Origin of the sequence: Aliicoccus persicus (assembly GCF_900110815.1) — a bacterium.
Lineage (GTDB): Bacteria > Bacillota > Bacilli > Staphylococcales > Salinicoccaceae > Aliicoccus > Aliicoccus persicus.
In genome coordinates this window covers 273,756-295,547 of record NZ_FOIT01000001.1, presented here as the reverse complement: position 1 = coordinate 295,547, position 21,792 = coordinate 273,756, and the positions used below count along the sequence as shown (strand labels likewise).

Sequence of the window (21,792 nt, the reverse complement as noted above, 5' to 3'; positions counted from 1 at the left end):
CATAGGACGAAAGTTTCCGCGGTACCACCTAAATTTAATACATGATCGTATTACAACTCAATGCATAATTAACGCTTATGTCACGTCTTTTCCTACTTCATTCAGAAAAGATTGATCATAGATTACATTCAGATTTTGATATCGATATGTTTGCACCACCACATATTCTCTAAGTTCCAATCAAACCTTACTCTTCTATGCTTCTATATAAAGTTAAAATTATAATAATACATTTAGTCAACTTTTGCAATTGCTAGTTATGTCTTTCTGCCTTTTTACGCGTCCACTTCAAATACCAACTGACCATTGGTGCAACGAGTAAAATAATAAAAAATATTCTAAAGAGATGATACGTGGAAATCATTGCAATATCGCTGCCCATCTCACTCGCAACAATGATAATTTGTCCGATACCACCCGGTGCAGCCGATAGGAATAAGTTGTTGAAGTTGTGAGTAGTAAACATCATATAAATGACAACGATTATTAACGTACCAATGATTAATAGTACATTATGTAACAGCATCGCCATCATTGTTTTCGTATTTAATTCTGTAATTAATGATCTAATTTGAATACCAATCTTAATCCCAAATAATATTTGTGCGGCATACATAAGTTCCATATCCATTGTAAAATCAATTTCTGTCGTAAAGTTCCATATGACGCTTGCTAAAACCGGACCGATAATGATCGGTGCAGCAAAGTTAATTTTAGATAAAAAGTACGTGATAATCAGTGCCACTACAATAAGTATTGCATTGCTTAACGGACCGAGCGTCGTAAATGGTGCGATTGATTCCATAACAGCAGATGGATCACTATTATTTTCTGTAAAAAAGGAAGCGATGAATGGAACGAAAACGACAACTAAAATAATGCGAGACGTCTGTGTAATGGTAACGAGTAACAAATCTGCGCGTTTGTCCTCTTCAGCCATGACAAGCATTTGAGAAAGTGCACCTGGAATTGACGATAAAATTGCAGTTTCAATCGTACTTCCAGTCAATCGTTTGAATATTAATGCTAGACCAATGCTCAGCAGTACGACGAAGATTGTAATCAAGACGATGTTGAATGCATCATCAAGTAATTCAGAAAGAGAGTCCTTTCTAAATGACGAACCGATTTCCAGTCCAATTATCAATAACCCAACACTTTGTAACCATGTTGGGTATTTGAAGTCGTTCGAAATAAACTTCGTATATAATACGGCGGTTATAAGCGCACCGAATAGGTACGGCAACACCATGCCGAACCAATCGAGCATTATGGATACGGCCAGTGAGATTAGAATTAATATGATTATATTCGCAATATCTCTTTTTCTCATCTCTTCGACTCCAGACATTAAAGAAAAAAGGACTAGCGTGAACTAGTCCGAATAGAAAATATTATTGACCTGAGTAATACTCAGCCATGAAAGCTAAATCTTCATCACTAATTTGATCAGTAGAATATTCAGGCATTGCACCTGGTCCTTCTCTTACTGCAGTTTCAAATGTATCAACATCTAAACCTAAAATGCTTGGTCCCATAGAACCAGTTAAATCTTGTCCGTGACATGATGCACAGTTGTCACGAGCAAATGCGATTGCATCGAATTCACCGCTTACTGCTTCCTCATCTGATTCAGCAACTTCTTCTGTTCCAGAATCTCCGCCAGCACCAGCAGTGTTCTCACCGCCACCTAAATCTCCACCTGGACTAATATGATAGATTAGTATTGGTAATAAAATTACAACACTAGCAATGACCATCATCCAGATCACTGGGTTTCCGAAACTTCCTTTTGAACCCATATTAACCATTGGTCTACCTTGTCCATCGGCAAATATTTTTTCTTCATCCTTTTTGCCTTGCAGTGCAATTTCTTTATCTGTTAAAGGTCTACGATTAGACATAGCTCATCCTCCAAATCAACATCATTTACTTCATTATACATGAAATAAACACAATATGAATAGCAAAATTCATGAAATCATCATTTAGTTTAAAATATCATTCAGCGCTGCGTCAAATGCAGCAATTGTTTTCTCAATGTCAGCTTCTGTATGTTTTGTTGACAAGAACATGCCTTCGAATTGAGCTGGTGCTAAATATACACCATGTGATAATAACGCTTTGAATAATCGACCGTATAATGCCAAATCACTGCTATTTGCCTGTTCAAAATTTTGTACAGGACCGCCGTTCAAGAAGAAGCCAATCATTGAACCTGCTCGATTTATCGTCAGAGGTACATTATGTTTAGAAAATACATCTGTTAAACCGCGTTCCAATAAGTCACCTAAATGATTAAAGTGATCATAACTCTTTTCATCAAGTTGAGACAACGTTGATATCCCGGCTTGCATTGCAATTGGGTTACCACTCAATGTACCTGCTTGGTAGACGCTGCCGAGAGGCGCGATGTGATTCATAATTTCACGTTTACCACCGTAACAGCCGACTGGTAAACCACCACCGATGACTTTACCTAAACACGTAAGGTCTGGCGTAATTCCAAAGTAACCTTGTGCACTATTGTAACCGACTCTAAATCCAGTCATAACTTCATCAAAAATAAGCACTGTGCCATTTTCATTCGTTATATCACGCACAAATTGTAAGAAATTATCGACAGGTGGTACCACACCCATGTTTCCAGCCACTGGCTCAACGATAACGGCTGCTATTTCAAAACCAAACTTATCGAATGCGACTTGTAAACTTTCTTTATCGTTGTAAGGCACAGTAATCGTATTTTGAGCAATCCCTTCAGGAACACCTGGAGAATCTGGTAAGCCAAGCGTTGCCACACCACTACCTGCTTTGATTAGTAGTGAATCACTATGGCCATGATAGCATCCTTCAAATTTAAGAATTTTATCGCGTCCTGTGTAACCGCGTGCTAAACGCAAAGCTGCAAGTGTTGCTTCAGTACCTGAAGATACCATTCTTAACATTTCTATTGATGGCACACGCTCGATGACAAGTTCTGCGAGTTTATTTTCAAGTGCAGTTGGCGCACCAAAACTCGTTCCTTTTTTCGCAGTTTCTGTCACATCTTCTATGACTTTATCGTCTGCATGTCCTAGAATTAGTGGACCATAACTTAGCACATAATCGATATATTCGTTACCGTCTACATCATAGATGCGTGCACCTTCACCACGATCGATAAACACAGGGTCACCTCCGACCGCTTTAAATGCACGCACAGGCGAGTTCACACCACCAGGCATTAAATCAACTGCTTTTTCATAAAGTGCTTTTGATTGTTCATTCATTGTTATACTCTCCTCTATCAATCATCGAACATACTTCTTTCGCGAAATACGTAATAATTAAATCGGCACCTGCACGCTTCATGGAATCGAGCTGTTCTATAATGACTGATTTGTCTAACAAACCAGCTTCAATCGCATTGACTGTCATCGCATACTCACCACTAACATTATAAGCAACAATTGGGATATTTGTATCGTTTCTCACATCTCGAATGATATCTAAATAGCTCAGTGCAGGCTTGACAATCATCATATCTGCACCTTCATTTAAATCACTGTGAAGTTCGCGATTTGCCTCAAGTCGGTTTGCTGGGTCCATTTGATACGTGCGTCGATCACCGAACGAAGGTGTGCTCTCTGCTGCATCACGAAATGGACCGTAAAACTTAGATGCGTATTTAATACCGTAGCTCATAATTGGTACGTGAGCGAAACCTGCTTCATCTAACCCTTGTCTAATTTCAACGACAAAACCATCCATCATATTTGATGGTGCAATAATATCAGCACCCGCTTGTGCTTGAGAAACAGCCGTTTTCACGAGTAATGGTAGCGTTGAATCATTATCCACATCTTTTGTTTCTGGATGTATCAACCCACAGTGACCATGATCTGTGTATTCACATAAACAAGTATCTAAAATGACGATTAGGTCTGGATATAATTTTTTACTGAGTTTACATGCTTCTTGTACGATACCATCTGGATCATATGCCCCACTACCGACAGCATCTTTGTGATTTGGTATTCCAAAGAAGATAACGGATTTTATGCCGAGTTCATATACTTCTTTTAACTCTTTTTCGAGTAGATTTAAAGATATCTGATAAACACCCTTCATACTCGACACTTCTTTTTTTATATCTGGTGCTTCTACAACAAATATCGGATAGATTAAATCTGACTTTCTCAAATGTGTTTCTCTCACTAAATCTCGCATATAAGACGATGTTCTTAATTTTCTATGTCTATCAAATTGCATTAGGACACCTCTAAAAGTTTACATAATAATTTTATTGTTTCTTCATTCGTATGGACATCTGGATAGCTAGATTTAAACCCGTATGATTCCAGTACACTATTTGTGACTGGACCGATGCAAACGAGAATTTTATCGTTTAATATTTCTCGCATTTCATCTGTCATCAGCGGATTTTCCATTATTGCACGCACAGCACTAGGCGAAGCAAATGTTAATGCGTCAGCACGATGTAAATTGTCGAACAAATAATGAATCGACTCGATATTATCTACCGGTCGATATAAATCAATTGAAGTGACATCACACGCTTTTCCGCGTAAATAATTTTCCAATTTCGGACGTCGATTTTGACTTGCTGGATAGAGAATCTTTAATCCCTTCTCCACTGGAAACTTATCGATAAAGCCTTCTTGTGAAAAGACTTCACTTTCAAAATTTGGTTCGATATCATGTGTTTTTAACTCATGACTTGTTTTACTGCCAATCGATGCGATATTTTTAACCTTAACTCTGTCCATAAAAGGTACGAAATATTCAACTGCATTCCGACTCGTAAATATGATCCAATCAAATGATTCTTTTAAAACGATTTTATCAAACGATAAAATTTCCGTTTTAATTACAGGTAACCACCATAAATCTAGCATGTTGTTATCATTCAAAGCATCACTGTGTGTACCCGTTATAAAGACGACTGGCTTACGCTTCATCATTGATTTCATCTAACAGTGCTTTTGCGCCAATTTTCTCCATCTCATCTGCAACGATATTACCCAGTTCAACGGGATTGTCATGTGATTTTTTAACGACGTATTTGACTGTGCCTTCATTGTCCATAATCAGACCAGTCAAATACAATTCTTCATCTTCAAATGTTGCATAACCGCCGATTGGCACATGACAACTTCCATCCATACGATTCAAGAACGTACGTTCAGCAGTGACACATGTGCGGTCTTCTGCATTCTCTAATGTTTTCAACATGTCTAGTAATTCTCTATTTTCTTTTCGTACCTCAACACCGAGTGCACCTTGAGCAACTGCAGGAATAAATTCTTCAGGACTAAAATACTCCGTTACGATATCTTCCCAACCCATGCGCTTAATACCTGCTGCAGCTAAAATAATTGCACCGTATTCGCCATCTCTCATCTTACCAAGACGTGTATTAATGTTTCCACGTATCCATTTGACTTCAATATCATCTCTTAAACCAAGCAGTTGTGCTTTTCTTCTTAAACTACTCGTTCCAACAACACTGCCTGCAGGTAGATCTTTAAATAAAACGTGATCCGTCGATACAAATGCATCCCGCATATCTTCACGCGGTGGTACGCAAGCAATGGTCAAATCTTCGTGTAATTCACTTGGAACATCTTTCATACTGTGAATGGCAATATCGATTTCACCATCTAATAAAGCCTGTTCAATTTCTTTTATAAACAAACCTTTTCCGCCCACTTTAGAAAGTTGGACATCGAGTATTTTATCGCCTTTTGTGACGATTTCTTTTATTTCAATTTCGACGTCTGGATACGCTGCTTTGACAGTATCTAAAAACTGATTTGCTTGTGTCAATGCAAGCTCACTGCGACGTGAGCCAACTACGATTTTCTTCATTGTTTATCTCCAATCTAGTTAATTGAACATTTAAAGTACGGTCGTTAGTACCTTCTCTAGTTTTTTCTTTTCTTCCTCTTTCAGTTCATGCACGCGTTCTTCAATGTTAAACATCTTCTCAATTTCTGCGAGTTGTAGTTTACGATTCGGTTGATCAGCTAATTCTTTCGTGTACATGATCGGATCTTTTAACATCTGATTGATGATGCTCTTCATATGTTTAGAAATGACTTTCTTTTCTCGCTCATTTAAATCCGATAGTTTTCTGTTCAAACTCTCAAACGTTGATTCTTGTATATCCAGTGCACGTGAACGCATGGCTTGTATCACCGGTACGACACCGAGCATTTTTATCCATTCTTTAAATGTATCCATCGCTTCAACTATCATCGCTTCAATTTTCTTCGCTTCATTTTTACGGAGCGCAAGGTTTTCATCGATAATATGTTCCAAATCATCTACGTTAAACAGTGTAACATGCGCCAATTCTGAAATTTCTGGTTCAATATCTCTTGGCAATGCTATATCCATTAACATCAGTGGATTTGTGTTATCCCTTTTACTATTCAGCATATCCTTAGTAATTACGAAATCTTCTGCTGCAGTCGATGACACAACGATATCGGCGTCTACAAGTAATTCCTCAATATCGTTTAACGAAGCACTCTGATAACCAAATTGTCCCGCAAGTTTGGCCGCATTTTCCACTGTACGATTTAATACGATAACATTTTTTGCACCAGTCGCACTGAGGTTTAATAATGATTGCTCTGCCATATCACCTGCACCGACGACAAGAATTCGTGAATCTGTTAATTCTTTAACTTGTGATTTAATATGTTCTATTGCTGCATAAGATATAGACACTGAGTTCTTTGAAATTTCTGTCTCATGATGACCGCGTTTTGCAATCGTAATGGCATTTTGAAACAGTCGATTAAAAACAGTACCTGTCGTGCCTTCTACTTGTGCCAGTAAAAACGCATCGCGAATTTGGCCAAGTATTTGTGTCTCACCTAATACCATCGAATCGAGTCCAGCTGTCACTCGGAACAAATGCTCGATTGCATCATCTTCTGTACGCACCGTGGTAATGCGTTTAATCGCTTCAATGTCTAATCCAAAATAATTTGCTAAAAATTGTTGGCTATAATATTTTCCTGTATGTAGTTGATCTGCGACAACATACACTTCAGTTCGGTTACACGTCGATAAGAGACATGCTTCAAGTATACTTTTTTGTGTACGCAATGTATGTAATGCATCGGAAAGTTGTGAATCTTGAAATGAAACTTTTTCGCGTTCATCAACACTCGCTTGTTTATAATTCACACTTAGCGCAATGACGTACATAAAATCACTCCTTTAAATATGTTTCTATTTTATCAAAGAAAAAATGAAAACTGCATGTAAAATATGTCTAAGAACATACTAAACATGCAGTTTTCACAATTTGTCTATTTTTACTCTATGATGTTACTGATTACATCCAACACTTTATCCATATTTTTCTTATCAACAGATGAAAACGGAAGGATTACATCATTCGGATCAAAATCAATCTTCTCTTTTATAATTTTTATATGTTTGTCGACTTTTGAACGTGGTATTTTATCCATCTTCGTGCATACGACCAATACTGGCAATTGATAGTGCTTTAAAAAGTTGTACATCATCACATCATCTTGAGTTGGAGGATGTCTTAAATCGATGAGTTGAATAACAGCTGCCAACGGCTCACGTTCGGTAATATATTCCTCGATGAATTTGCCCCATTTTTCACGATCTTTTTTCGATTGTTTTGCATAGCCATACCCGGGGACATCGACGAAGATGAATTGATCATCGATATTAAAAAAGTTTAATGTCACGGTTTTACCTGGTTTCGAGGAAGTTCTAGCCAAACTCTTTCTACCAACAATTGTATTTATAAAAGAAGATTTCCCGACATTTGACCGACCACTTAAAGCGATTTCTGGTAGATTCATTTCTGGATATTGCTTGCTAGATACTGCGGATATAATTATATCTACGTTATTCGGGTTAATTTTCATATATTCACCTCTCCATACTTAAAAAGCTGTCTAAATGTTATTTAGACAGCTCATCTATTTAAGCACTTTTCTTAGGATTTAAATCAATTTGTTTACCCTCTTTGTCGAATAGCAATGGTGTTTCATCATTTTCAATTGTACCTCTGACAATTTTAATTGATGCAATATCATTATTTGATGGGACATCAAACATAATATCTACCATGCGTTCTTCGATAATCGAACGTAAACCGCGTGCACCAGTTTTACGCTCAATAGCGAGTTCACTAATTGCGTCGAGTGCATCGTTGTCAAATTCCAATTCAACATCATCAAGTTCTAGCATCTTCTTATACTGTTTAACAAGTGCATTTTTCGGCTCAGTTAAAATCGCTTTTAATGATTCAACATCAAGCTCTTCTAAGTGAGAGATAATTGGTACGCGACCGATAAATTCAGGTATTAAACCATAAGCTTGCAAGTCATCTGGACGTACTTTTGATAATATTTCATCACGATCGACTTTTTCACCGCTACCAAAACCAATCACTTTACTACCTAGACGACGTGAAATGATTTCTTCCATACCATCGAATGCACCGCCGAGGATAAATAGAATGTTTGTCGTATCAATTTGAATTGTCTCTTGATTTGGATGCTTACGTCCGCCTTGAGGTGGTACGTTTGCAGTTGTGCCTTCAAGAATTTTTAACAATGCTTGTTGTACACCTTCACCACTGACGTCACGTGTGATTGACGTATTCTCACTCTTACGTGCAATTTTATCGATTTCATCGACATAAATAATACCTTTTTCAGCACGATCAACATCATAATCGGCTGCTTGAATTAAACGAAGTAGAATATTTTCTACATCGTCACCTACATATCCTGCTTCTGTTAAGCTCGTTGCATCTGCAATCGCAAATGGTACATTGAGTGTTCTAGCAAGCGTTTGAGCAAGTAGTGTTTTACCACTTCCTGTCGGACCGATTAAGGCAATGTTACTTTTAGAGATTTCAACATCGTCATCGACTTGTTGATTGACTCTCTTATAGTGGTTATATACAGCGACACTGAGTGCACGCTTCGCCTTTTCTTGACCGATAACATAATCATCTAATCTCTCAAGAATTTCCTTCGGTTTTGGAATTTCTTCTAATGTATATGAACGCTCATGCTTAAACTCTTCTTCTAACATTTCGCGACATGTGTCTACACATTCGTTACAGATGTACACACCGCTACCTGCAAATAACTTCTTTACTTGTTCTTCCGTCTTACCACAGAAGGAACATGTATAATTTGAATTTTCATCGTTAAATTTAAACACATGAACACCTCTTTTTCATTCTACAAATCATACAATATCACATGCTACTTTTCAAACAATATGCACACAATAAATGCCCTGTAACATACGCTACAGAGCATCGTTTTAATTACTGTTCACGTGAATCTACTAATAATGAAACAACCTTTTGTAATCTTAAGTCATCTTTTAACATCGAAAGATCACCGAGCGTGCGTTTGATATCTTCAACACTCATGTTAAACTGCGTCGCCATCTTTTCAGCTTCTGCATTTAACTCCTCGTCAGTCACTTCGAAGTTTTCATCTATTGCAATTTGTTTTAATGTAAGGTTCGTTTTCACACGTTTTCTCGCATCATCTTTCATTTGCTCACGAAGTGCTTTCTCATCTTGACCAGAGAATTGTTGATACATTTCAAAGTTTAAGCCTTGTTGTGCTAAGTTTTGAGAAAATTCTTGAACCATCCGATCTGTTTCATTCTTTACCATCACTTCAGGAATATCTACCTCTGAATTATCTGATGCAAGCATGATCAAATCTTCTCTTAACTTGTTATCGCGCGCAGTTTCTTTTTCTGCTTGTAAATCTTTAAGCACTGATTCGCGGAGTTCTTCTACTGAAGAAACATCCTTATCTAATTCTTTTAATAGTTCTTCATCAAGCTCCGGTACTTCCTTCGCTTTGATTGAATGCACTTTAACTTTAAACGTTGCTTCTTTACCAGCTAAATGCTCTGCATGGTAGTCCTCAGGGAATGTCACGAGAACATCTTTTTCATCATCAACTTTTAAGCCAAGCATGCCTTCTTCGAATCCAGGAATGAAGTTACCAGAACCGATTTCTAATTCATAATCTTCTGCTTTTCCACCATCGAATGCTTCACCATCAACGTAACCATCGAAATCAAATTTTACGAGGTCGCCATTTTCGATTTCGCCATCTTCTTTGATGACCATATCAGAATGTGACTCTAACATTGCGTTGATTTCGTTCTCAACATCTTCATCAGTTACTTCTGTATCTAATTCGTCTACTTTTAATCCTTTGTATTCACCGAGCTTAACCTCAGGTTCGATTTGGATTTTCGCAGTAAGAACGACATCTTTACCGCGTTCGATTTCTTCGATATCAATTTCAGGTTGATCAATTGGATTGATATCTTCTGCATCGATAGCTTTTCTATAAGCATCTGGCAATACGAAGTCCAAAGCATCCTGATAAAGTGATTCTACACCAAAACGACTTTCGAACATTTTGCGTGGAATCTTACCTTTTCTGAATCCTGGTAAGGATACATCTTTAGATACTTTCTTAAATGCTTCGTCTAATCCTTTCTCAAAGTCTTCACTTGGTACTGTAAATGTTAACGTACCTTCATTACCTTCATGTTTTTCCCATTTTTGAGTCATCAAAATTCCTCCATCAATACTAATACTTTTATTCAACTTAAACATTATAACATATGGTATTGCTAATACAACCATGAGGATTACATGTGTTTTTTAATCCATTCGAGAACACTTTCGTCAGTTTCATAATCATGTGGGATATTGACCATTTCTAATCCTAAATTAACAAATCCATTGACCAATTCAGCATCATCAAACGGTGGATCAAACGGATATACTTGCATTAATACACCGATGACAAATGCATCCATAACATCGACTAAATCAGGAGCTTGTGATTCTATTTTATCGTTTACTGCTTGGCGTACACCACCGCCGAGACGTGTTTCTTCAAGTACTGGCAATTCTCTAGGTGTAACTGTCAACGCGTGATCATCTTTTGATACTTCTAGTGATTCATTGTCATCAATCGTCTTCAAATATATTAACATCATCGTGATCACCATATTGCTTGATGTACTTGGTATCAAATCACGTACTAATTCTCGATAACTATCTGTCTCTTGTTCTATAATCTTTTTAAGAAAATTTAGTTTGTGCTCATCAGAATACTTAATGAATGTTTCGTTATCAATTAAATCATCAATCACTTCTTTTTTCTTAAGCTTAGTTAATCTTTCACGCTGCGTGTCTTCAATTGCGTGCGTTGCATCCTGTCGTATTTCTTGAATCATCATTCGAAATCGATGCGGAATGTCTTCACGCATTAGGTGATTGGAGAAATCAATAATTTCCTCGTAGCGTTTATCCTCTAACATCGCTTTTAACATGTATTCGGTGTTGTCTTCATAGTTACCTTCACCTTCATGCATGCGTTCCAATGCATAGTTAACGACGATAAAATACAAACGTTCGTGCATCAGCGACTCGTAATAGTAAATGACAAGTGTGTCATCTGGTGTATTCAACTTCTTATACTGCCGAAATCCCTTAATAAATTCCTCGTATTTTTTATCAGCATATAGCGCTTTTAAATCTCTTTCAAACTTCGCTTTAAATTTTGGATGAGACTGCATACTATGATTTGTAGAGTGCATCGATAATCAGTGCACTCCAAGTCTCGTAATTATCCAAATCCCCGAATGCTTTAGGGTCTACCCAATCTATGCGAAGTGTGTCAGATTCTACAGCTGATATATGTTCACTTTTAACATCGACCTTAAACACGACACCGATATGTACTTGCCCTACCTCATTCGTATCATCATTGATTAGCCCCAGAGTTTGCATGCCGACAACATCATCCTGATGTAAACCAACTTCTTCTTCCAATTCTCGATATGTGTTCTCTAACATTTGATCTTCAAATTTACCAGCATTGCTGAAGTCATTCATATGACCACCGACACCGATTGACATGTTGCCATGTAAGCGTGTTTCACCACCACCAGAAAGACGCTCATATACGAGCACTTCATTACGCTCATTCACGAGCAGACAATAACTGACGAGTTGTTTAAAAGTCGGATCCTCTTCCATATCACCACGACGCTTTGTTTCGTACGTATCCAACGTCTTTTCAATCGCTTTGAATTTAGGCTCTTGGTCACTTAAAAAACCATGGAATGCATTGCTTTCATCGTTAAATAACACATCTCGTTTAACAACGAGTATCATTTCATCAAACTTATTCATATAAAAAACTCCTTTAAAGCATTCATTACATCTATTATACATATTCAACTGTCAGAGGATGTATTATAAATTATTTTATTCGTGAAATACCGTTTGGTTGACTATGAGCTACTCTCATTGGCGTGCAAATCCGTTTGGGTTACTATGAGCTACTCTCATTGGCGTGCAAATCCGTTTGGGTTACTATGAGCTACTCTCATTGGCGTGCAAATCCGTTTACGAGGCTATGAGCTACTCTCATTGACGTGCAAATCAATTTAACGGACTATGAGCTACTCTCATTGACACGCAAATCAATTTAACGGACTATGAGCTACTCTCATTGGCGTGCAAATCAATTTAACGGACTATGAGCTACTCTCATTGGCGTGCAAATCAATTTAACGGACTATGAGCTACTCTCATTGGCACGCAAATCAATTTAACGGACTATGAGCTACTCTCATTGGCGTGCAAATCAATTTAACGGACTATGAGCTACTCTCATTGGCGTGCAAATCAATTTAACGGACTATGAGCTACTCTCATTGGCACGCAAATTCATGTTAAAATGAATTAATAATAAACATAGAGAGGAACGTTCTATGAAAAAAGTATTTGCACCTATCATCTTGCTTTTCGGTGTTATTTTTTTTGCATCTGGTATCAGTTTCTTACAAGTGGATAACCAGACCGCATTATTCTCAGCATTCGTCGGTGCTGCATTGATTTTATATGCCTTTTATTTGTTTCGCCAAACGAGAAAAGGCGGTAAGAAAAATAGTCGTGATGAAATAATCGATAAAGTACGCGCACGCGTTGAATCGCAATACGATGAGGATGAAAGGAAAGATTAAAGTGATTGAAATAACAAATGGTTACGTATTTAATCCTGATATTAAGTCTTTCAAACAACAAACATTAACAATCAACTCAAATGAATCAGAAACAATCGATGCGCAAAATAAATACATTATTCCGGGACTTACAGACATGCATACGCACATCAGTCCTTTTTATGCGAAATACTATTTGCTTTCATCAATAACTAACGTAAGAAATACTGCAGGTATGTATGAACTCATCAACACGATTGATGAAGTTAGTCCAAATATTTACCCCACTTATAAGATGATCGACGGCAACCCAGGTCTATGGGGACCGAGTGGTGATGGTCACATTGCTACAAATGATATTGTGGAAGCAATGAACACTGTAAAAGAACTTCACGCACAAGGTGCAAAGTTTATAAAAGTATATGGGAATATTAAAACAGATGTTCTAGTTGCAGTTGTCATGCAAGCAAAACAACTCGGATTACAAGTCGCGGCTGACCTTATTCATGCACATGAACAAACCGATGCACTACATGCTGCAAAAGTTGGTGTGAAGTATTTAGAACACGCGTCAGGTATTATTCAATGTTTATATAGTGAATATGAGCCGGGTGACTTCGAAGAAATGTTCTTTTTACAAGATGTTGACATAGATTCTGACGTACTAGACGATACACTCGACGAACTAAAATCACGGGATATTGTACTCGTGCCTACATTATCACTGTACCGTAAAAATGCATTTGGAAAAATCACTGTCCCTAACACTAACCTTGTCGATAAAATTCGACAAGATCAAAACGTCACATTAGATGAAATGTTCGAGAAACTAGAACCATCACGAACGTCAAATTATAAACGCTACGCCGAATGGGAATATGCAGTGATGAAAATCATCACAAAGCGCTATATCGATATGAGTGGGAAAGTCTATATCGGTACCGATGCACCTGCAGGATTTTGGAACTATCCTGGTTACAGCATGATTGAAGAGATGAATATCTTTAACGAACTGGGACTCTCTCCTAGTGAAGTTTTACATCGTGCTACTGTAATGCCAATGGAGGTAATCGGTAAACATGAGAACTACGTCATACTTAATAATAATCCACTAGATTCTTTTGATCACCTCATGGATATCTATGGCATCGTTCTAAACGGTAAATACTACGCTAAAGAAGAAATTGAATCACATACAATAGATGCAGCAGCCATTTACAAGAAATTTGAGTCATAGAACAACAAAAAGACCTTATTATCTACTTTTTTGAGATAATAAGGTCTATTATATTATTTACTGAAACTGATCAACAATATCAGACACATCGATATCAGATACTTCAGAGACGTGGTACATCTCATGATTTTCGAGCACTGCTTTCGTTGCTTCGACAGAATCGACATCAGATTCTACGACAATATAAGGCACATCAGGATACACCATAATGCCACCATCAGGTTGTATCGTGAATACTAAATTATCTTCAGATGTTGTTGCACGAATCTCAAACGTATTATCCGGATAAATATAAGAATTGTTTCTCAAGTCAGAGTTTACGTACTGTAAGTCACGTCTCACTTCGAATACTTCATCCTCAGCGACATCATCACCTTTAACTAACTTCCAAACTTTTGCAAAGTTTTCATTGTTTAAATTTTCAGTTTCAAAGTTTGTCGGTGAAAATACGATGCGATCAAGCGCATCTTCTGAAAGTTCTAGATTATTCGCAAGTAACGTTTCACTATCAAACTCGACCCCATTAGAAATCATACTCGAATATAAAGGAATGAACGGTGGATTTACAAACACGATAGCAACATCTTCATTGAAGCCGTAAACAACCTGTTCATTTATTTTATTCGGTAACACAAGGTAAAATTCCATGCCTTCTGGAACTTCAGCAAATTCATCAAATTGCGTCGTTTTAACTAAATATTGATTCGGATAAAACTTCGGCATTTCGACTTGGTATTGATCATCCAAATACTGCGTTGTATTATTTTCAAGTCCATAAATATCAAACAAGTAATTTTCTACTGCAGAATGTTGTGTAAATGCAGCAAATAATTTCTGTCCGAGTTGTGGGTCTACTTCTTCCTCGTCTTCTTCATCTTCCTCGTCTTCTTCATCTACAACAGTATCTTCGTCTTCTTCCTCTTCTTCAGATACTTCCTCATCAACATCTTCTTCAACTTCTTCATCCTCTTGCGCATAAGCGACATTCTCTAGAAATTCGTTTTCAGCAGCAATAAAAGTCGCGGTACCTAGAGACAACACAGCAAGTATAGATAATGTTTTCTTCATAAGTTAATCACCTTTTTATGTTATTACAATTGTTGTTATTATATATGATGGGTTAATTCTTTGACAATTAATCAAAATAGCATAAAAATACCACAGACGTTTTGAGCGTATGTGGCTATGCGCATTCAATACTTTTTACAACTACTATTATACATTATATTTCCAAAAAATTATAGACTGATATATATTATTAAGTCGTAGTATAATGCCTTACGGGGGGAATGACGATGAAAAAATCATTTGAACAAGAAGTTAATCATCTAGAGAATATGGTTAATTTTATTAATAATTATTTCAATAAAATAACACGGCATAGAGCATCTCAAACAGCCGAAATAATAGAGTCGCGAGCAGAGATGGTTGAGAGTTATTCCAACGTTGTTGACTATGAAGACGGAGACATCATGGACTTCATGTCTGAATTGCCAAATATCCGTATCAAAGAAATGCAGTTTACACGTACTTCAGAGTTACTTGAATTCCTCCAGTCAATCATTAACAAACCGTACTTCGGAAAACTAATTATTGATAATGAAGAAGTGTACATCGGCAACATGACATTTAGAGATGATGATCACAATATACTGATATATGATTGGCGAACACCAGTTGCTGGATTGTTCTATGAAAATATTATTGGACAACTATCTTATAAAGTACCGAACGGGGAAACGATTGAAGCGAATGTTTCAGAACGCAGACAATTTATAATCGAAAATTCTAAACTACTAAATATGTTTGATAGTGATATGTATATCGGAGATGAAGTGCTGCAGCGCTTATTAACAGATACATCTCAAACAAAACTTAAGAATATCGTCACGACGATTCAAGCAGAGCAAAACGTCATTATTCGTCAACCATTGGCACAAGATACACTCGTCTTTGGTCCGCCAGGAAGCGGTAAAACGTCACTTGCAATGCAACGCATTGCCTATTTACTCTACCATCATAGAGACTCATTATCCGCAGATAAAATTCTGTTGCTCAACCCAAATGAAGTATTCAATGACTATCTTTCAGATGTATTACCAGAGCTAGGAGAAGACAATGTAGAGAGCTCAACTTTCTTTACCATTAAAAATAAAATACCTTACTTGCGTAGCAGAAAATTTGAAGGCTTAACAGAAAACATGAGACGGTTGGAAATTGAAGATCACACGAGCTATAAATATAAAAATAGTATGTTCTATTTAGAACATCTTGAAGAATACCTCTTCAATCTTACACACAAAAATATGTACTTTAGAACACTGATGTCAGATGAAGGTGCTCTTATCAGTAGAGAACAACTCAAACATGATTTTTATCAGTATGCAAATAGTGTAAACATCCGTGCTCGTATCTTTGATATGCGTAAAAAGCTCATTAAAATGGTAAACAACCGCGTTAAATTGAAGACACAATCACTCTATAATGAAATGAAAGAAAGCGACAAATACATCGGCGAAGATCATGAGCTAAAACAAGAAGCTCATAAAAAGGCCGTTAAAATGTACAAAAAAGTACATCGTATGATTCTGCACTATCGTTTCGTTCATATCGAAAACATCTATATCAACTCATTGACACACAAGAACACAAGATTAGAAACCATTGATTCTATTAAACAAAATAACTATAAGTATGAAGACCTTGGACCAATGTTACTTATAATCATGTACATCACAGATGTCCGTGATACCCATATCAGACATGTCCTTGTCGATGAAGTCCAAGACTACTCAAACGTTCAGTTCAAAGCATTAAAAACATATTTTTCACGTGCAACATTTACGAGCCTTGGTGACTTAAACCAACGCTTACATCTGGCAGCAATCGATCCTTTAAATCTTAAGAATCAAGTGCAAAAATATTTAGTTCAATCGTATCGTTCGACAAATCAAATCAACGAATATTTAAATACAATAAAGCCAAACTCGATTGAATCTGTCTCAGTAGATGGTGACGAAGTTCAACATATAAACTACACAGATTTAATTCAATCAATTGAATCGATTATTACAAACAATGATAACCAAATTGCAATCATCACACCTTCAAGAGAACTGAGCACGGAAATCTATGAACAAATTAAAGATAAACATCCGACTTTTAAACATTTACAAGATGAAGATACGATCTACAATCGAAATCATTTGATACTTCCCTACTATTTAGCAAAGGGATTTGAGTTCAATACCGTCATTGTTGTTGATAGCGATGAATATAGTGACAGACAGAATGTACACTATGTATTAGCTTCGCGCGCCACACGTCATTTATACTTGTTGAACAAGCAGTGAGATAATCATAAGTGGTGTAAACAATAAGATGCCAACGTTGATTGGATTAAACTTGAATTTACTTTTGTACAATAGATAGCTTGTAATAACAAATAGTATTGCTGAAAGAATAATGATCATTTCATGATTAATAGAAAAGTTTAAATACATGATTGAAAAATATAGGAGCGCAATAATAACAAATGCTGTTGATAAGTATATGTTGACCCTGTTCATTGTTGTCGCTCCTTTCCTTAATTCTTTATAATAATTATGGTAAATTATAGCACAGTAAATATTGTTAAAATGGTGTTTGACATCGATCAAATAGTTGAGTTATAATAAATCTTGTCGATTAAATGATGTCCTGGTAGCTCAGCTGGATAGAGCAATAGCCTTCTAAGCTATCGGTCGGGGGTTCGAATCCCTCCCAGGACGTAAATTTTCTTAAATATTAAACCGTTAAATCCTCTCTACTTTGGATTTAACGGTTTTTTATTATTCTAAATTCAATATTTAATTATCAGATTATAATAATTTAAGCGTTGTAAATTTAATACAATTAATGAATATCATATACATATTATACATTAAAGTTTCATGAGGAATAGATATTAAATAACTTAATTATTTTTATATTTCATTAAAATCTAGAAACCATTATATTAATCACCAGATAAACTTTAAAGATATAAACACGATAGAATCAACATTGTGAACGATTACATATTACCAAAAAGTTGTAGAATTATACACGTGTGATTTTAATCATACTAAGGTCGTATAATGACACAGTTTCGAGTTGTAATCATTGATTTAAATCTAAATAGATGTATAATTATGATTATCAATAGAGTTCGAATTGCTTTGATCAGCTCTAACGTAGAAACGATTGTCACGTTACACTTGGATCAATGCGAAGCTTTTAAATACACTTTGAAAGGTTGATAATTTTGAAAAGCAAATATTCATTATTTAAGTCATCACTAGCACTTGCAACTATTGCAGCTGGTTTAACTTTAGCTGCACCTGCACTCGCTCAAGAAGATGATGGATCAGCAGAATCAGAGCCAAAGGTAACTGAATTCGAAAGAGCTTTTGAAGAACAAACGAGAGCACCTGCAGTAGAAACAGAAACTGAGTTAAACGTTGAAGTCGTTGCAGAAGGACTTGACGTAGTATGGGGTATGGTTGAATTTGATGAAGATCGTATCTTAGTCACTCAAAGAGACACTGGCGAATTACTACTTGTAAATATTGTAGATGGTACTGTTTCAGATCCAATCGAAGGTACACCTGAAATTAACAATGAAGGTCAAGGTGGTTTGCTCGATTTAGCACTAGCTCCTGACTTTGAAGAGTCAAGAATGGTTTACATGACATTTGCTCAAGATGTCGATGATGGTACATTAACAGCTGTTGCTAGAGGTGTATTATCAGAAGATGAGTCTCAATTAGAAGATCTTGAAGTGATCTTCCAAGCTGAACCAGGATATGATGGTACATTACACTATGGTGGACGTATCGTCTTTAACGAAGAAGGAAACATTTTTGTTACAACTGGTGAACGTTCAGATGACCCAATTCGTGAACGTGCACAAGATTTAGATGCTTATCTTGGTAAGGTCATTCATATTACACCAGAAGGTGAACCTGTAGATACTAACCCATTCATCGATGATGAAGAAGCTTTAGATGGTATTTATACTTATGGTCACCGTAACATCCAAGGTATCGACTTCCATCCAGAAACGAATGATTTATGGATTGTTGAGTTTGGACCACAAGCTGGTGACGAACTTAACATTATCGAGCCAGGTAACAACTACGGTTGGCCAGTCGTTTCTTATGGTATCGAGTATTCTGGTGAATTAATCAACGATGGTATTTCAGAACATGAAGCACAAGGATTTGTTGAACCGAGATACTACTGGGATCCAACATCAGCACCAAGTGGTATGATGTTCTACGATAACGATGCAATTCCTGAATGGGAGAACAACCTATTCATCGGTGGTTTAGCACCAAACTATGTTTTACGTATGGTCATTGAAGGCGATACAATTGTTGGTGAAGAGCGTCTATTAACAGAAGAAGGCGAACGCTTCCGTGATGTATTAGTTACTTCTGACGGTAAACTTATTGCCGGTACTGATAGTGGTAAGATTTATGTAATTACTGCTGCAGATGGTGGCGAAGCTGTCGAAGATGATGACGATTCTGAAGATGTAGATACTGAAGAGGACGTTGATACTGAAGATGATGTAGATAATGAGGAAGACGTAGACACTGAAGAAGATGCAGATACTGAAGAAGATGCAGATACTGGAGAAGATGCAGATACTGAAGAAGATGCAGATACTGAAGAAGACGCTGATACTGATGAAGATACAGAAGAAGATGCAGATGCTGAAGAAGACGCTGATGCTGAAGAAGATGCGGACGCTGAAGAAGATGTAGAAGAAGAGGATGCAGAGTAATTTAACTCCCCCACTTTTAGATCTTAAACAATAATAAAGCTGAGACCTTAAATTATTTTTGGTCTCAGCTTTTTTTGTGTCAGATTTTATTAAGCTCCATCTAAAAGTCTCATGTTTTCAAGACCGAATAAATCGATACCGAATTGTACAAGTACTGACAAGACAATCGCCCACAATGCTGTACCTAAAGAAACGTATATAAACGTCTGCCGTTTTGGTATATTCATTGAAATTGCAATGATTGCAACGATATGTGATCCCAACAGTATTGGACCTAGCAATGCTGCACCAACTAATCCATATTTCTCAAATGTATTCGTAACACGTTTCGTAGACTTTGTTCTTTTTCGTTTGTTCAACCATTCCTTAATCTGTGAAGCAAACACAACTGCGAGCAACAGCGTTACAATATTTCCAAACATGCCCACGATAAATGATATGACAGGATTTGCACCAGTCAGTATTGCTATAGGAACTGCAAACGATGCCTCAATCCAAGGTATACTTGCGAGCAACATGAGGGCGAAGTAAAAAACGAGTTGATCCATCTAAAGCTCCTCTCATTAAAAATAAAAAGTCATCTAAAAAGATGACTTTTAAAACACCTATTTTGAAACTGTAAGTAGTTCTAGCTCTTTATTTGTAAGTTCTAGCTTCTTTGAAACGAACATATACATCTGATCGTTTCTTTGCAAATCGAAAATAGTTAGTGCCTTTTCGACGTTCATAAAGTATAACTCGAGATGATTTAATCGTTTATTTGCCAAGGCAATTTGATAATAGAAGTCACCAAGTGACACCATTGAATTATATTTATGAGATTGTTCTATCGCTTTAGAAATCAGTTCAAGTATCTCTTCATACTTTTGTTGATTAAAGTATATATTAGATAAGTTTAAAATTAAATAATTGTGTAATTCCAATAATTCAAATGACATGCTATTATTCTGGATCAGTTCATCGTAATCCGACATACATTCATCCAATAAGACCTTCGCCTCATCATGACGCTCTTGATTCATTAAGAAATTAGAATAACTCATCTTTACACGAATTTTTTGTGTCGTCGTTCTTAAACTTTCTTCACCGATAGTAATGTTAAGTGCATTAAGAATGAGTGATTCTGCTTTTTCAAAATTATCTTCGACGTAATACACAACCAGTGCTTTGTGCCATTGTAAATATTGATTAAAGAACTCATCTGTATTATTAAAATTTTCTAACTCATGTTTAATAATATAATTCAATGTTTCATAATCTCGTCTTGATTTGATTCTATTGATAATTTCTCTTAATTCATCAAATTCAATATCTTGGACATTGCCATGAAACGCATTGTCTTGTCCGTACAAATAACTCATGCTCGTATCTAACTTTTCGCTTAATAGAAATAATGTATGAGAAGAAGGATTGTCGTTATTCGTCCCCTTTTCAATATTACTAATTTGAGCTTGCGTGCAAATACCCTCAGCAAGCTTGGCTTGCGTGAAACCTTTAGCAAGACGAGCTTTCTTGATGCGTGCACCTAAAATCTTGTTGTTCTTATCAGCCATGGTCATCACCTTTTCAATTTATGGATATCATTATGTAATATAAATAATTATACTACTATAGGAATCAATTTACAAATAATAAATTTAGTTATAAAAGTCATGGAAATTTC

Annotated in this window: 20 protein-coding genes, 1 tRNA gene and 1 other annotated feature (1 of these 22 cut by a window edge); of the genes, 5 read left to right on the top strand and 16 right to left on the bottom strand. The window is 36.5% G+C overall.

From position 1 onward, the window contains the following. Positions 1 to 212 (bottom strand) — a binding site (T-box leader); it reaches 1 nt to the left of the window's first position. Between the two features lie 41 nt (positions 213 to 253). From BMW30_RS01345 to BMW30_RS01290, 12 genes are all read right to left on the bottom strand, one after another. Next, on the bottom strand, positions 254 to 1,333 hold the full coding sequence (locus BMW30_RS01345; protein ID WP_091473143.1) for an AbrB family transcriptional regulator: 1,080 nt from the start codon (positions 1,331 to 1,333) through the stop codon (positions 254 to 256). Positions 1,334 to 1,394: 61 nt separating this feature from the next. Then, positions 1,395 to 1,904 carry a cytochrome c gene (locus tag BMW30_RS01340; RefSeq protein ID WP_245705607.1) on the bottom strand — a complete coding sequence of 170 codons (510 nt, stop codon included), beginning with the start codon at positions 1,902 to 1,904 and terminating at the stop codon, positions 1,395 to 1,397. 84 nt (positions 1,905 to 1,988) lie between these two features. Beyond that, a complete protein-coding gene (gene hemL / locus BMW30_RS01335) occupies positions 1,989 to 3,272 on the bottom strand; it encodes a glutamate-1-semialdehyde 2,1-aminomutase (protein ID WP_091473140.1) in 1,284 nt (427 codons plus the stop codon). After that, positions 3,265 to 4,254, bottom strand: a complete 990-nt coding sequence (gene hemB / locus BMW30_RS01330; RefSeq protein WP_091473137.1) for a porphobilinogen synthase — start codon at positions 4,252 to 4,254, stop codon at positions 3,265 to 3,267. Before hemB ends, hemL begins: the two co-directional genes overlap by 8 nt. Continuing rightward, positions 4,254 to 4,976, bottom strand: a complete 723-nt coding sequence (locus BMW30_RS01325; RefSeq protein ID WP_091473135.1) for a uroporphyrinogen-III synthase — start codon at positions 4,974 to 4,976, stop codon at positions 4,254 to 4,256. The genes hemB and BMW30_RS01325 overlap by 1 nt, the downstream gene beginning before the upstream one ends. Next, on the bottom strand, positions 4,954 to 5,874 hold the full coding sequence (hemC, locus tag BMW30_RS01320; protein ID WP_091473132.1) for a hydroxymethylbilane synthase: 921 nt from the start codon (positions 5,872 to 5,874) through the stop codon (positions 4,954 to 4,956). Before hemC ends, BMW30_RS01325 begins: the two co-directional genes overlap by 23 nt. Positions 5,875 to 5,904: 30 nt before the next feature. Next, a complete protein-coding gene (gene hemA / locus BMW30_RS01315) occupies positions 5,905 to 7,227 on the bottom strand; it encodes a glutamyl-tRNA reductase (protein ID WP_091473129.1) in 1,323 nt (440 codons plus the stop codon). A gap of 110 nt (positions 7,228 to 7,337) precedes the next feature. After that, a complete protein-coding gene (gene yihA, locus BMW30_RS01310) occupies positions 7,338 to 7,928 on the bottom strand; it encodes a ribosome biogenesis GTP-binding protein YihA/YsxC (RefSeq protein WP_091473126.1) in 591 nt (196 codons plus the stop codon). A gap of 58 nt (positions 7,929 to 7,986) precedes the next feature. After that, positions 7,987 to 9,240 carry an ATP-dependent Clp protease ATP-binding subunit ClpX gene (gene clpX, locus BMW30_RS01305; protein WP_091473124.1) on the bottom strand — a complete coding sequence of 418 codons (1,254 nt, stop codon included), beginning with the start codon at positions 9,238 to 9,240 and terminating at the stop codon, positions 7,987 to 7,989. Between the two features lie 109 nt (positions 9,241 to 9,349). Next, on the bottom strand, positions 9,350 to 10,630 hold the full coding sequence (gene tig / locus BMW30_RS01300) for a trigger factor (RefSeq protein WP_091473121.1): 1,281 nt from the start codon (positions 10,628 to 10,630) through the stop codon (positions 9,350 to 9,352). A gap of 80 nt (positions 10,631 to 10,710) precedes the next feature. Continuing rightward, complete coding sequence (locus BMW30_RS01295) at positions 10,711 to 11,667, bottom strand: hypothetical protein (RefSeq protein ID WP_143248965.1); 957 nt, start codon at positions 11,665 to 11,667, stop codon at positions 10,711 to 10,713. After that, positions 11,648 to 12,265, bottom strand: coding sequence for an NUDIX domain-containing protein (locus tag BMW30_RS01290; RefSeq protein ID WP_091473116.1), 618 nt, complete (start codon positions 12,263 to 12,265; stop codon positions 11,648 to 11,650). Before BMW30_RS01290 ends, BMW30_RS01295 begins: the two co-directional genes overlap by 20 nt. Before the next feature lie 584 nt (positions 12,266 to 12,849). On the opposite strand from BMW30_RS01290, the gene BMW30_RS01285 reads away from it, so the two are divergent. Together BMW30_RS01285 and BMW30_RS01280 are read left to right on the top strand one after the other, a co-directional pair. After that, positions 12,850 to 13,101 carry a hypothetical protein gene (locus BMW30_RS01285; RefSeq protein WP_091473113.1) on the top strand — a complete coding sequence of 84 codons (252 nt, stop codon included), beginning with the start codon at positions 12,850 to 12,852 and terminating at the stop codon, positions 13,099 to 13,101. Continuing rightward, positions 13,085 to 14,317: an amidohydrolase family protein gene (locus tag BMW30_RS01280; protein WP_091473111.1), complete on the top strand. Its 1,233-nt coding sequence runs from the start codon at positions 13,085 to 13,087 to the stop codon at positions 14,315 to 14,317. The genes BMW30_RS01285 and BMW30_RS01280 overlap by 17 nt, the downstream gene beginning before the upstream one ends. A 57-nt stretch (positions 14,318 to 14,374) precedes the next feature. On the opposite strand, the gene BMW30_RS01275 is transcribed toward BMW30_RS01280, so the two are convergent. Continuing rightward, positions 14,375 to 15,385 (bottom strand): hypothetical protein, encoded by a 1,011-nt coding sequence (locus tag BMW30_RS01275; protein ID WP_091473109.1) that lies wholly within the window; start codon positions 15,383 to 15,385, stop codon positions 14,375 to 14,377. Between the two features lie 227 nt (positions 15,386 to 15,612). On the opposite strand from BMW30_RS01275, the gene BMW30_RS01270 reads away from it, so the two are divergent. Further along, on the top strand, positions 15,613 to 17,670 hold the full coding sequence (locus BMW30_RS01270; protein WP_180366170.1) for a HelD family protein: 2,058 nt from the start codon (positions 15,613 to 15,615) through the stop codon (positions 17,668 to 17,670). Here BMW30_RS01270 and BMW30_RS01265 read toward each other — a convergent pair. After that, entirely contained in the window at positions 17,647 to 17,886 is a 240-nt protein-coding gene (locus tag BMW30_RS01265) for a hypothetical protein (RefSeq protein WP_091473106.1), read from the bottom strand. The genes BMW30_RS01270 and BMW30_RS01265 overlap by 24 nt on opposite strands. A 127-nt stretch (positions 17,887 to 18,013) precedes the next feature. Here BMW30_RS01265 and BMW30_RS01260 point away from each other — a divergent pair. Next, positions 18,014 to 18,087, top strand: a tRNA-Arg gene (locus BMW30_RS01260). A 515-nt stretch (positions 18,088 to 18,602) separates the two neighbouring features. Next, positions 18,603 to 20,129, top strand: a complete 1,527-nt coding sequence (locus tag BMW30_RS01255; protein ID WP_245705606.1) for a PQQ-dependent sugar dehydrogenase — start codon at positions 18,603 to 18,605, stop codon at positions 20,127 to 20,129. 89 nt (positions 20,130 to 20,218) lie between these two features. Here BMW30_RS01255 and BMW30_RS01250 read toward each other — a convergent pair whose 3' ends face one another. After that, positions 20,219 to 20,677: a small multi-drug export protein gene (locus BMW30_RS01250; protein ID WP_091473102.1), complete on the bottom strand. Its 459-nt coding sequence runs from the start codon at positions 20,675 to 20,677 to the stop codon at positions 20,219 to 20,221. Positions 20,678 to 20,734: 57 nt separating this feature from the next. Then, positions 20,735 to 21,682: a helix-turn-helix domain-containing protein gene (locus BMW30_RS01245; protein ID WP_180366169.1), complete on the bottom strand. Its 948-nt coding sequence runs from the start codon at positions 21,680 to 21,682 to the stop codon at positions 20,735 to 20,737. Positions 21,683 to 21,792 lie beyond the last annotated feature (110 nt).